Genomic DNA, 13635 nt, shown 5'->3' on the forward strand with positions numbered 1-13635 from the left:
GTGAATATCTGTTTACTTTGTGAAGAAGGCGCTGATAACAGCGCCTTATCTGATTTAGCGCAACGTTGGGGCTTAGTTCACGATGAAACGCAAATTATGGCATTAGTGTTAACACCTACTCACCTTGAATTACGCAAACAAGATGAACCTAAATTGGGTGGTATTTATGTCGATTTTGTGGAAGGCACCATGGCGCATCGTCGTAAATTTGGCGGTGGTCGAGGTGAAGCAGTGGCAAAAGCGGTCGGCATTAAAAAAGACTATCTACCTGATGTAGTTGATGCAACAGCGGGACTTGGTCGTGATGCGTTTGTATTGGCCTCTATTGGTTGTAAGGTGAGAATGGTTGAACGCCATCCTGTTGTCGCAGCGTTGCTTGAAGACGGCTTAAAACGAGCTTATCTTGATCCTGATATTGGTGAATGGATGCAAGAACGTATGACACTGATCCACGCCTCTTCAGCTCAAGCACTGACAGAAATCACACCAGCACCCGATGTAGTTTATCTTGATCCTATGTATCCACATAAAGCGAAAAGCGCATTAGTGAAAAAAGAGATGCGAGTATTTCAGTCTTTAGTAGGTGCCGATGAAGATGCAGATGCACTATTAGAACCAGCAATTACGTTAGCTAAAAAAAGGGTTGTGGTAAAACGCCCTGATTATGCAAAACCATTAAATAATCAGCCCGCACACGCCAATGTAACTACAAAAAATCACCGTTTTGATATTTATCCTTGTGTGTAATCACTTACACATTAGGAAAAAATAAATAAATTTTAAATCTGACGGGTGTTAAACACCCGTTCAGAATAGATAAAATTTACAGAACGCCTTGTGCCAGCATTGCATCAGCGACTTTAACAAAGCCTGCAATATTCGCGCCTTGGATATAATTAGTTTGCTTACCTTCACCACCGTAATTCACGCAAGCATGGTGAATATCTAACATAATGTGATGTAAGCGAGCATCCACTTTCTCCGCTTTCCAGCTTAAACGTGCCGCATTCTGTGCCATCTCTAAACCAGAGGTTGCAACACCACCAGCATTAGCAGCTTTACCTGGCGCAAACAGGACACCCGCTTCAGTAAAGGCATCTGTTGCAGCAATGGTTGTTGGCATATTCGCGCCTTCAGCAACGGCTTTCACACCATTTTTGATAAGTATTTTAGCCGCTTCCAAATCTAACTCATTTTGTGTTGCACAAGGCAAAGCAATATCAACAGGAACAGCCCAAGGTTGTTGCCCTTCAAGATACGTTAAGCTAAATTCTTTTGCGTACTCTTCAACACGACCATAATTATTTTTAATTTCAGTGAGTCGAGCGAGTTTTTCAGTAGTAAATCCAGCTTCATCAACCACAGTACCACCTGAATCTGATGCTGTTATTACTTTAGCGCCTAACTCTAAACATTTTTCGATAGTGAACTGTGCGACGTTACCCGCGCCAGAAACCGCTACACGCATTCCCTCAAGAGACATACCATGACGTTTAAGCATCGCATTAGTAAAGTAAACTAAACCATACCCAGTAGCTTCTGGACGGATTAAACTGCCACCGAATGAAAGACCTTTACCTGTAAATACACATTCATTGCTATTAGACAGCTTTTTCATCATGCCTGCCATAAAGCCGACTTCTCGTGCACCCACACCAATGTCACCAGCAGGAACATCCGTATTAGCGCCTAAATGGCGATAGAGTTCCGTCATCAGTGCCTGACAAAAACGCATTACTTCCCCATGACTTTTACCTTTAGGATTAAAATCGGAACCGCCTTTGGCTCCTCCCATCGGCAATGTAGTTAATGCATTTTTAAATGTTTGCTCAAAACCTAAGAATTTTAGGATAGAAAGATTTACTGATGGATGAAAACGCATACCACCTTTGTAAGGTCCAATGGCTGAGTTAAATTGGATACGCCATGCACGGTTAACTTGTACTTGCCCTTTATCATCTAACCAACAGACGCGAAACTGGATAATACGTTCAGGCTCAACTAAGCGCTCAAGTAATGATTGTTCACGATATTGTGGGTTTTTCTCTAAAAAAGGCCACAAAGTGGTAAAAACTTCACGAACCGCCTGATGATACTCAGGTTGATGAGCGTTATATTTTTCTACCCCTTCTAAAAACGAAGATAATGAGCCAGATATATTCATTCAGCTATTCCTTTTTTGTGTAATGTGATGTTGGCATAACCTCATTTATTCGGAATATTTTTGGGTTTTGTGAGGTTGATGTTGTTTTGCTTCTTGAATATATCATTAAAATACATTCACACTTCAAGACATTTTTTTCATAATTAGACAAAAAAAAAAGGTTGACTCAGTTTAAAAGCAGGAAAAATAGGAATTTTAGGTAAAAAAATACCTGCATAAGCAGGCATTTTTTTGCTTAAACAAGCAAGCGATTATTATTCATCATCTTTCAGAGGAACAATTAGCATATCAACATGCACAGTATTAATTAGTTGGCGTGCTGATGACATCAATTTGCTCCAAAAGTCTTGGTGATGACCACAAACGACTAAATCCATATCGTATTTCTTAATCGCATCAACCAGAACTTGGCCTAAATCACCACTACCACTCAGGGTTTCCTGAATTTCATAACCTGATTTATCAGAGAGGTCTTTTAACGCATTACGGGTTTCATCAGTAATACGTTGCTGCATATCACCGAGGTTGACATCAATTAGACCGGTATAAAGATCAGAGTAGTTAACATCAACGTGAATTAAGGAAACTTTGGCATTATAGGGTTTTGCCATAGATACAGCTTTCTGTACTAAGACGTTACTCTCAGGGGATAAATCAACTGCCACTAGAATATGCTTATAAGCCATCGTGAACTCCTTCCATAAGCTGATTAATCGGTTGGAAAGGCTGTTAAGCCTAAATCCTATGTATTAAATATAACGTTTTAAGATGAAAATTAGATGTCGCCTTGATCACAACTTATGTCAAATTCATCAAGAAAGCATCTATCGATAAATAACAATATACACCATTTTACATTAGCACGATGTCATTCACCGACAATATCATCATAATAATGAGAATTGAGTATAAAAAACAACAAAAACACCCTTTTAGAGTTATTTTTTATCTTTTTTTCTGAAAAAGGAAACAACTTGAAAAAGTCACTTTTGTTTATTGCTTAATTTCACCTAAACTTAAATTAGAGAAAAAAGTAACCTTTATTGGTAAAGGTTTTCTCATCTCAGAATCTATTATTCTAGGGAGGGGATTATGTTTAATGTCATTGTTGTCTTTTGGGCGCTATGTATTCTTTGCCTGATTAATATGATGCGTTATTTTTCATCTATTAGGGTATTGCTCACGATATTGCGCCAATCTGATCCTTTGCTCTACCAATCTGTCGATGGCAATGGATTTTTTACTATGCACGGACAATTTTCAAAACAACTAAGACTAATTCGCTATATCAACCAACGCCAATACGTCAGTCATCATAATCCTGAAGTCATTATGCGTTGTGAGCGAATTTATCGGCAATTTTATCTTGTTAGCCGTTTTTGTATTTTGGCTGTCGCAAGTTTAATTGCCATGCTTTTTTGGTAAGTGACAAAAACAAAAAACGGTGACTAAAAAGTCACCGTTTATAAACAAACTTAGGTAATTATTGTTATCAGCTATTCACAATAAATGTAAGTGATATCCAATAAAGTAAACCTGATAAACCAATGCTAACTGGTAATGTTAAGATCCAAGCCAGTGCAATATTTTTCACCGTCTTCGATTGAACACCACCACCATCAACAATCATCGTACCTGCAACTGCAGATGACAGAACTTGTGTTGTTGATACAGGCATACCCGTATAACTTGCTACACCAATGGATACCGCTGCTGTTACTTGCGCAGAAACCCCTTGAGCATAAGTCATACCTTTCTTACCAATCTTCTCACCAATCGTTACTGCAACGCGTTTCCAACCTACCATTGTCCCGATAGAGAGCGCTAATGCCACTGCGATAATGATCCAAATCGGAGCATATTCCACGGTGTTTAGCAGGTCACGACTCAATGTTTTTAAGAACCGTGCATCTTGGGCGCTAGTTTCTGGTAATTTAGCCACTTCTGTTGCGGTATCAGCGATACACATAAGTAATCGACGCATTTGAGCACGTTGGTCTGCAGTTAGCTCATCATAAGAGCTAATATTTGCAAGCATCTGTTCTGTTTGATTCAGAACAATTGGCGTTCTTGCGCTATTACAATGGAAATCTGTATCACTAGCATCAGCTTGTGCTGGTACTACTGGTGTATTATCAATAGCATGCTGTAGTGCTGGCTGATGCTTCTCATAATATTGTTGTAAGTGCACAACTGCATCATGAGTTTTGGTGATATCGTATCCGCTTGCACTCATATTGACGACAAAGCCCGCAGGCGCAACGCCAATTAATACCAACATGATAAGACCGATACCTTTCTGCCCATCATTTGCACCATGAGAGAAACTCACCCCAACTGCAGATAAAATCAGTGCAGTACGGGTCCAAAATGGCGGCTTACGCTTACCATCTTGCTTCTCACGTTCAGCAGGTGTCAGGTGAATACGACGACGTTTTTTCGTACCACTCCAGTAACGGCGCAGTAAGAAAATCATCGCACCTGCAATAACCAAGCCGATAATTGGTGAAAGAATGAGTGATAGGAAGATACTGATCATTTTTGGTATGTTTAATGCGTCAACGATAGACGAATCTGTCACGATAGCATTTGTTAAACCAATACCAATGATAGCACCTATCAGCGTATGTGAACTTGATGCTGGAATGCCGAAATACCATGTACCTAAGTTCCAGATAATGGCGGCTAACAGCAACGAGAAGACCATGGCAAGGCCATGAGCTGAGCTCACATTCAGCAGAAGATCTGTCGGTAACAAGTGAACGATAGCATAAGCTACGCTCAATCCACCGAGCAAAACTCCAAGGAAGTTAAATACACCCGCCATCACGACCGCAAATTGCGCACGCATAGCACGAGTATAGATAACAGTTGCTACCGCATTTGCGGTATCATGGAAGCCGTTAATAGCTTCATAAAATAGCACAAATAACAGTGCTAAAACCAACATCAAACCTGTGTGAAATTCTAGGTCAGTAAACAAATGTAGCATAGACGTTAAGCCAGTTAGTTGGACATGAACGCGGCGCATTATCAGCGACAAATGCGAACGGTGGAAGCGAAATTTAACCTTTTTTTGATTTGATAACCAAGAAAATTAGAACCTTTTTAAGATAATTCCTTATATATCATTTAATTAATAAAAATAAAAAAAAAGTAAATTTCTGACAATTTTTTTCCTTGCTAATAAGAATTTAGGTGAAAAATGCAGATTTCTCCATATAATTTTACAAAAATACTCTGATCTTACGCGAAAATCATTGATTAAGTTGTCAGAGAAAACCAAGAACGAGACATCATTGTGGGATCATACGATACAGTAATTATAGGTGCAGGTGCCGCGGGGCTTTTTTGTGCGTCTTTAGTAGGACAAGCAGGATTATCTGTTTTAGTCCTCGATAATGGCAAAAAAGCGGGCCGTAAAATTCTAATGTCAGGTGGTGGCCGTTGTAATTTCACCAATATGTATATCGAACCTTCAGCGTACTTATCAGAGAATCCTCATTTCTGTAAGTCAGCACTTGCTCGCTATACACAATGGGATTTTATTGAATTAGTGCAAAAACATAACATTGCCTACCATGAAAAAACGCTAGGACAGCTATTTTGTGATGATTCAGCACAGCAAATTGTTGATTTATTACTCACTGAATGTCAAAAAGGGAAAGTAAGTGTTCGCTTACGTAGTGAAGTCACGCAAATAGAGAAAACGGATGTGGGCTTTACTATTTTTGTTGATGGAAAAACTATCACAACACCTTCGGTGGTCATTGCCAGTGGTGGTCTTTCTATGCCTGGTTTAGGAGCTACTCCTTTTGGCTATAAAGTTGCAGAACAATTTGGACTTTCTGTTTTACCCACTCGCGCAGGTTTAGTGCCTTTTACTCTGCATAAACCCCAACTTGAGCAATTAAGCCAACTATCTGGCGTAGCTGTACCTGCCATTGTGACGGCAAAAAATGGGACAAGCTTTAAAGAAAATATTCTTTTTACACACCGTGGTCTTTCAGGTCCCGCGATTTTACAAATTTCTAGTTATTGGCAAGCTGGAGAGTATGTAAGTATTAACTTACTTCCAAGCATTGATCTTGAAAGTCTTCTCCAAGAAAAACGTCAAGAGCATCCGAATCAATTATTAAAAAATACACTTTCCCGCTTATTACCAAAGCGTTTTATTGAAATAATGATAGAAAATAAACAGTTACCTGATGTTTCCCTGACCCAACTTAGTAATGAACGTATTACGCAAATTGCAACGTTATTACAAGAATGGCAAGTTCAACCTAATGGTACTGAGGGATATCGCACCGCAGAAGTCACACTAGGTGGCGTAGATACCCGTGCCCTTTCCTCTAAAACAATGGAAGCCACAAAAGTAAAAGGACTCTATTTTATTGGGGAAGTGGTTGATGTCACAGGTTGGTTAGGTGGATATAACTTCCAATGGGCGTGGAGTTCGGCTTATGCCTGTGCGCAGAGCCTTATTTCAACACCAAAATCAACAAACTGATAAATTACACATAATAAAAGCCAGCCATCATCAATCAGTGATGGCTTTTTCTTCTTGTATTTCTCGATAGAGATTCAAAATACCTTATATCCCTTCCTTTCCTCTGGTTCTATACCACATTTTTTCTTCTTTTTCCTATAAATGACCCCATAAAGAATATTGTTAACTATTTGGTTATATTACTGTTTTAAAAAATTATTAAAATAAAACAACTCTTTAATCAGTGAGTTAAAACTTTTTTAGCGCTTTTTTCTAATTTGCTTAAAAAAAGGGCTTTACAAATGATACTGAGAACTATTATCATCAATAACACTTTCAGATGCACCACCTTCAGGGTCATATGAAAGAACGACATTGCTCACATTGCTTCCAGTGTTTTATTTTAGCCAGCCGGGTGCTGGCTTTTTCTTTTCTAGAACTTATTCGATGTTTTTGTTTTCTCTTATTCAAATTATTTGGATCTTCAGGTTAAATTCCTCCGCTTTTTTACTTTGCGCTATTGAGTAAACTGTGTTCAACAACTTCAGAGAAGGAAACACATTATGATTTATCTACGCAAAGCAAATGAAAGAGGACACGCTAATCATGGTTGGCTAGATAGCTGGCATACCTTCTCTTTCGCAAATTACTACGATCGTGATTTTATGGGATTTTCTGCACTACGAGTGATTAATGAAGATCGCGTAATACCCGGTGAAGGTTTTGGTACTCACCCACATAAAGACATGGAAATTTTAACCTATGTGCTTGAAGGTAATATCGAGCATAAAGACAGCATGGGTAATAAAGAAAATGTTCCCGCTGGTGAGTTTCAAATAATGAGTGCAGGTACAGGTATTACTCACTCAGAATATAATCCAAATAGTGATAAAGGACTGCATTTTTACCAAATTTGGATTATGCCAAACACTGTCGGTATCACACCACGTTACGATCAACGTCGTTTTGATACAACAGTGAGCAAACAGCTTATTTTATCGCCAGATGCCCGTGATGGTTCTTTAAAAGTCTTTCAAGATATGACGTTATGGCGCTGGAACCTGAAAAAAGGTGAAGAAGCACAATATCAGGCAGAAACAGGACGCAATGTTTGGCTACAAGTTGTGAAAGGCAAAATAACGATTAATGACATAATTGCGACCACCAGTGATGGTGTGGCTATCGCAAATGAAGATATGATCCGTTTCGTTGGTGATGAGGACAGTGAAATTTTACTGTTTGATTTACCTCCAGTAACAGCATAGTTGGGTTATCACCCTCTAAAGTCACTTTTTCTCTAATAAACAATTTCACTTTATTTTCTTTCTATTCCCTGAAATCTTCTCGCATTTCAGGGATTTTTTTTATCTCAAAGATCTCAAATAAAAAACACCAAACATCCTATGAGTTTGGTGTTTTTATTCATGCTAATAAAAATTAACGTTTTGGCCCAACTTTAGTCAACGCTTGACCCGCTGGGGTGTCCGTATATTTATCAAAGTTTTTCACAAAGCGATCGGCAAGATCGTCTGCTTTGGTATCCCATTGCGTTTTATCAGCATAAGTATCTCGAGGATCTAATATTTCACTGTTAACGCCTGGCAGTGCGGTTGGGATCTCTAAATCAAATACTGGCAGTGTTTTCATTGGTGCTTTATCAATATCACCATTTAAGATGGCATCAATAATAGCGCGTGTATCTTTAATAGAGATACGCTTACCTGTCCCGTTCCAACCTGTATTAACCAAGTAGGCTTTTGCACCTGATGCTTGCATACGTTTTACCAATACTTCAGCGTATTGTGTTGGGTGCAGAGATAAGAATGCCGCACCAAAACAAGCCGAGAATGTTGGCGTTGGCTCAGTCACACCACGTTCAGTTCCCGCAAGTTTAGCGGTGAAACCTGATAAAAAGTGGTATTGCGTCTGTTCTGGTGTTAAACGTGAAACAGGAGGTAACACACCAAAAGCATCCGCTGTTAAGAAAATAACTTTCTTAGCGTGACCTGCTTTGGAAACGGGTTTAACGATATTATCAATATGATAAATAGGGTAAGAAACACGGGTATTTTCTGTTTTCGAACCATCGTCGAAATCAACAGAGCCATCAGATAACACAACCACGTTTTCTAACAGTGCATCACGTTTAATTGCACCATAGATATCAGGTTCGGCTTCTTTTGATAAGTGGATTGTTTTCGCATAACAACCGCCTTCAAAGTTAAACACACCGTCATCATCCCAACCATGTTCATCATCACCAATTAGCTTACGCTTAGGATCGGTTGAAAGAGTTGTTTTACCTGTACCTGATAGACCAAAGAAAATAGCAACATCACCACTTTCGCCAACGTTTGCGGAGCAGTGCATAGAAGCCATGCCTTTAAGAGGAAGGAAGTAGTTCATCATAGAGAACATACCTTTCTTCATCTCGCCACCGTACCAAGTACCACCAATTAACTGAATGCGTTCAGTTAAATTGAAAGCAACGAAGTTTTCTGAATTCAGACCTTGCGCCTTCCAATTTGGATTTGTACATTTCGCTCCGTTCATCACAATGAAGTCTGGTGTGAAATTCTCCAGCTCTTCTTGTTCAGGACGAATAAACATATTTTTAACAAAATGCGCTTGCCAAGCAACTTCTGTGATAAAACGAACTTTCAAACGTGTATCCGCATTCGCACCACAAAATGCATCGACAACAAACAAACGTTTGCCTGATAGCTGATTGGTTACTAATGATTTTAAGTCAGTCCACACTTCTTGTGAAAGTGGCTTATTATCGTTCTTACCTTTACCCTGATCAGCCCACCATACGGTGTCACGAGTAACATCATCACGAACAATGTATTTATCTTTCGGAGAACGTCCAGTAAATATACCTGTATCAACGGCAATAGCGCCTAACGAGGTTTGTGTGCCTCGCTCGTAACCTGTTAATCCAGGCTTGGTTTCTTCATTAAATAACAGCTCATAACTTGGGTTATAAATGATTTCACTCGTGTCCTTAATACCGTACTGCTGGAGATCCTTAGGGGTAAGACCTTTAACGCTCATAGTTTCGCTCCTGATAAATAGACCTTTCTACGAATAATATTAAGGTGTTACGAGTAATTAACAGCGATTGTTATCAATATTTTGAAAATTTATAATTTTTTTATGTTAAGAACGAGAGCTAATGCACAAAACTACAGAAAAATTGTTGAATAAAAAAGGACGCAAAATGGCGTCCTTTTGATAAAACTGACTTGCTAAATCGAATCAGTGCAATTCAGCGTCGTTCAACTTATTGATATTATTAATATCTTCCTCATTGAAGATATAATGAGTTCCACAATATTCACATTCCATATCAATATTTCCCTGTTCTTGCAACAGGTGAGTTACATCTTCTTTCGACAATGTTACTAATGTATTTTCACAGCGTTCACGTGAACAAGTGCAATGAAATTCAACAGGTTGAGGATCATAAAGAGTGACATCTTCCTCGTGATATAAGCGATGTAAGATCTCTTTAGTATCTAGCGTAAATAGCTCTTCAGCTTTAATTGTGTGCGTTAACTGTGTGAGCAATTCAAAATGTTCAGCAGTATGTTCTGCTGTGAACTCTTCTGATGCAGGCAATATTTGTAATAGCATACCCGCTGCGGCTGGTTTGCCCGCTTGCATACCACTACGAATAAATACGCGTGTAGGTAACTGTTCTGATTGCTTAAAGTAGTTATCAATACATGCTTCAATAGTTTCACCATCAAGAGCAACAATACCTTGATAACGTTCACCTTTTTCAGGCGTTACCGTGATGACCATAAAACCATTACCGATCATCTCTTTTAATGTACTTCCAGCCTTAACATCATCACCTACACGCGCAACACCACGCATTTGTTGATTATTGTTGCCATTAATAACCGCCAATCGTACTGGACCATCGCCTTGTATTTGAACTGTAATATCTCCTTCAAATTTAAGCGTTGCTGTTAACAAACTCGTTGCCACCAACAAATCACCCAAAAGGCATTGAACTGGCTCAGGATAATGGTGATTTTCAAGCATTGATTGATAGGTTTCAGTCACATTGACCAATTCACCACGTACCGCGTTTTTTTCAAATAAAAAACGTGATAAAGCGTCTTTTTTAGACATAACTTTCTCTCATTTCAGGGAATCGGTTAATCCGATTCTTGTAAATTTGTCTGTTTGAAGCGAAGTAAGGTGCGTCTTTCCTTTTTATCAGGGCGACGCTCAGGATGAGGCATAGTTAACGCATTCATTTTTCTTGCTAGAGCAATCTTTTCTCTTTTAGCGATACTCTCTGGTGTTTCACAATAGAGTGTCTGCGCTTGTGTAGCACCTTGTCGCTGTGCACTCACCATGAGAATGGTTACCGTCCGTTCATCATTACCTTGTCGCAGGCGTATTTCTGCGCCTTCTTCAACGATTTTACTTGGCTTGCCTCTCACACCGTTGTAATGGACTTTACCACCTTCAATCATTGTGCGAGCAATGGCACGCGTTTTATAAAAACGAGCAGCCCAAAGCCATTTATCTAAGCGGACACCACTTTCTTGTGATGGTTGACTCATCCCTTTCTCCTTAACTTCAACTTCTTTACGAAGGCGATAGTGTAAACGCATAGCCTTCCACAACAAGGGACTTACTGAGGAGGGCGATAAAAACAGTGCTCATAATAGAGACTGATTTTATTCATGCGTTGGTTATTTTGTCGCCGGCGCCGGATGATAAGAAATAGGTTCAATATTAAGAACCCGATAGCAAGAAACAATAATAACGTATTACCGATGTAATATAACATTGTCATCGAGTCTGGCAGGCTATGTAAAAATATCTGTAACGTACCATTTGCATCGATAACCATGCCTGTTATGACACCTCCGGTATCAAAAGGCGTGTGTAATAAAATATCAGATAAACGTTGTAGTTCTCGCCACTGTTCTAACGGAGTCGGTTCAAACACCGAATTTGAACTTGAAGCGTAATCAACAAGTTGTTTTCTCTCATCACTGATTAACAGCACACCACCCGGTGGAGGACTGTTTAACAGTATTGCGGCTTTATCTATTTCTCGGTAGATAAAAGAAGATGTGGTGGTGTCGATAAGCTTTTCCAAGGCCTCAGCACTCACTGCACGCAATAAAACATTAGTTCCGGTTAATTTTCCACTTTCAGCTCGTTGAACTAATGCAGTCCAATCATTGACGTTACTTAAGTTAACTAGCGCCATTTTTAGCCGAATACATTCATTTTCTCGTGGACATAAATCCTGTGTTTTCAACACAATGCCATCAAAATTATCTAACAAGTTCATCCCAGATTTAGTAATCGCTTGGCCTAAACTTGGGTTAACTCGGTTATTAGAAACAGGGTGTAATTGCTCTTCAACCATATGCAATAAAGCAGCCGCTTTTTCTATCGTGCTCGATTCAGGCATTGGCATTGGATTACTGTTATTCCAATAAATCCCTGAGCAATCAAAAGGTGCAAAAATCGTTTTATTATTCTTACTTGATAAATTAGGTGGCATGTAGCACATCCCAACCCCTTTAGCTTGAATAATATCTCCGACATGCAAATCGGTTGTTTCCAACTCGGTAAAGTTGGTGACTAAATGAGGTTCAGTATCTTTAAGCCATGAAAAGCTGAGTTTCATAGAAAGAGAAAGTGGCTGATAAAGATACAACATTCCAATAATAAACAAACTCCAAAAAACGAAAATAATATTTTTAATATATCGTTTATAAGGATAATTTTTCTCTTCATCATGCAATGAAAGGTAATTTCCTTGCTTTACAACATGATGGTTTGGATACATTTCTAAATAGGTCACCTTATCAATATCGTTTTGGATATAAGGCTCCCAATGAGGCGGGTAAACAAGATCAATCCCCCCTAAAGAAACATTTTTTACCTGCCCATGATCAAAATTACCAAAAAGCCCCCAGCGCTTTAAGCGCCCTTTAAAACAGTGGATTTCTTGTTTACGTGGTTTGATTAAAGGGTTGTGGATCAGAAAAATACCAACAGCAAGAAAAGCACCACCAGTCGCTAGGATCCAAGGAAGAAAAACTTGAGGCATCATTAAGGCTGTTAGACACAACGTAAGCCCTATACAAATAAAAGAGCCATCCCAAAAACCAGATGAGTTATGTAATCGGTATTCTTCGTTGGTTTCTTCTCGGATTTGTAATAAGTGAGCCGCATCACCTTCGTTCTTTTGGATAGTTGATGAACCATTTGCCAATATCGGCTCAGACAGTTGTTTTAAACTTAGCGCAGAAAAATGAATTTTTTCATCTTTTAAGAAATGTCCATTCACACCAACAACGATGGGGATCGAAGGGGTACAGACAACATCGAGAACGTTTTCTTGCTGAAGATAAGGAACGAGCAACGGGGGAATATGAATTTCTACAGCATCAATATAGTAACGCCAATGATTTAATCCTTCACTAGAACCTGCAAAGCGATTAACGATATTTCTTAATGTAGTAACGACTTCGCCTTTAATTGGCATTTCGGGGAAGTTTTGTAATGAATAGCCAGAAGAGAAGTTTGATGTACCAAAATAAGATAAATAATCACTAATAAGCCCATAGTCATCAGAAGTGAGCTTGCGATAAGTAGGTTTAGCGAGAGATGGGAGATGATGTGAGCCATCAAGCCGCCTTCTTTTAAAGAATAGAAAGGCGGCCATTATAAATAGGCTTATCATCAAGATAGCCAATATAATGACTGATAATCTCATTTTTTCCCCATGCTTATACTGATGCTGCGTAGTAACAATAACAAATTTAAAACCCTGCCTAACATAAGGCAATTCCTATTCTTTTGTTCTATTTTTTATTTAAATACAATAGATTATATTTTTGCAGTCGCGTTATAATTTATATCTATAATCAAGTTTATATCCGCTAACAATGCTATCTTCGGGTAAAATAGCGAATCAATAAATAATAATATT

Annotated in this window: 11 protein-coding genes; 4 read left to right on the forward strand and 7 right to left on the reverse strand. The window is 38.9% G+C overall.

Annotation, left to right across the window (positions count from 1 at the left end):
• A complete protein-coding gene (gene rsmJ / locus F1325_RS18520; protein WP_160230818.1) occupies positions 1-747 on the forward strand; it encodes a 16S rRNA (guanine(1516)-N(2))-methyltransferase RsmJ in 747 nt (248 codons plus the stop codon).
• A gap of 76 nt (positions 748-823) precedes the next feature.
• On the opposite strand, the gene gdhA is transcribed toward rsmJ, so the two are convergent.
• Both gdhA and uspA read right to left on the reverse strand, forming a co-directional pair.
• Positions 824-2164, reverse strand: a complete 1341-nt coding sequence (gene gdhA / locus F1325_RS18525; protein WP_109374174.1) for an NADP-specific glutamate dehydrogenase — start codon at positions 2162-2164, stop codon at positions 824-826.
• A gap of 254 nt (positions 2165-2418) precedes the next feature.
• A complete protein-coding gene (gene uspA, locus F1325_RS18530) occupies positions 2419-2850 on the reverse strand; it encodes a universal stress protein UspA (protein WP_023583131.1) in 432 nt (143 codons plus the stop codon).
• A gap of 406 nt (positions 2851-3256) precedes the next feature.
• Here uspA and uspB point away from each other — a divergent pair, with 406 nt between their 5' ends.
• Positions 3257-3589, forward strand: coding sequence for a universal stress protein UspB (gene uspB, locus F1325_RS18535; RefSeq protein WP_160230819.1), 333 nt, complete (start codon positions 3257-3259; stop codon positions 3587-3589).
• A gap of 67 nt (positions 3590-3656) precedes the next feature.
• Here the strand turns inward: uspB and pitA are convergent, their stop codons facing one another.
• The gene (gene pitA / locus F1325_RS18540) at positions 3657-5156 is read right to left on the reverse strand and encodes an inorganic phosphate transporter PitA (protein WP_109374172.1); all 1500 of its coding nucleotides are present in this window, start codon (positions 5154-5156) and stop codon (positions 3657-3659) included.
• Between the two features lie 309 nt (positions 5157-5465).
• On the opposite strand from pitA, the gene F1325_RS18545 reads away from it, so the two are divergent.
• Both F1325_RS18545 and F1325_RS18550 read left to right on the forward strand, forming a co-directional pair.
• Positions 5466-6674, forward strand: coding sequence for an NAD(P)/FAD-dependent oxidoreductase (locus tag F1325_RS18545; protein WP_160230820.1), 1209 nt, complete (start codon positions 5466-5468; stop codon positions 6672-6674).
• Positions 6675-7216: 542 nt separating this feature from the next.
• Positions 7217-7918 carry a pirin family protein gene (locus tag F1325_RS18550; protein ID WP_109374170.1) on the forward strand — a complete coding sequence of 234 codons (702 nt, stop codon included), beginning with the start codon at positions 7217-7219 and terminating at the stop codon, positions 7916-7918.
• Between the two features lie 172 nt (positions 7919-8090).
• On the opposite strand, the gene pckA is transcribed toward F1325_RS18550, so the two are convergent.
• The 4 genes from pckA to umoB form a co-directional block, all read right to left on the reverse strand.
• Complete coding sequence (pckA, locus tag F1325_RS18555) at positions 8091-9710, reverse strand: phosphoenolpyruvate carboxykinase (ATP) (RefSeq protein ID WP_100158537.1); 1620 nt, start codon at positions 9708-9710, stop codon at positions 8091-8093.
• Positions 9711-9914: 204 nt separating this feature from the next.
• Complete coding sequence (hslO, locus tag F1325_RS18560) at positions 9915-10799, reverse strand: Hsp33 family molecular chaperone HslO (RefSeq protein WP_160230821.1); 885 nt, start codon at positions 10797-10799, stop codon at positions 9915-9917.
• A gap of 26 nt (positions 10800-10825) precedes the next feature.
• Positions 10826-11239, reverse strand: coding sequence for a ribosome-associated heat shock protein Hsp15 (gene hslR, locus F1325_RS18565; RefSeq protein ID WP_100158535.1), 414 nt, complete (start codon positions 11237-11239; stop codon positions 10826-10828).
• 71 nt (positions 11240-11310) lie between these two features.
• A complete protein-coding gene (gene umoB / locus F1325_RS18570) occupies positions 11311-13419 on the reverse strand; it encodes a flagellar biogenesis regulator UmoB (protein WP_109374168.1) in 2109 nt (702 codons plus the stop codon).
• Positions 13420-13635 lie beyond the last annotated feature (216 nt).

This window comes from Proteus columbae (genome assembly GCF_009914335.1).
Lineage (GTDB): Bacteria > Pseudomonadota > Gammaproteobacteria > Enterobacterales > Enterobacteriaceae > Proteus.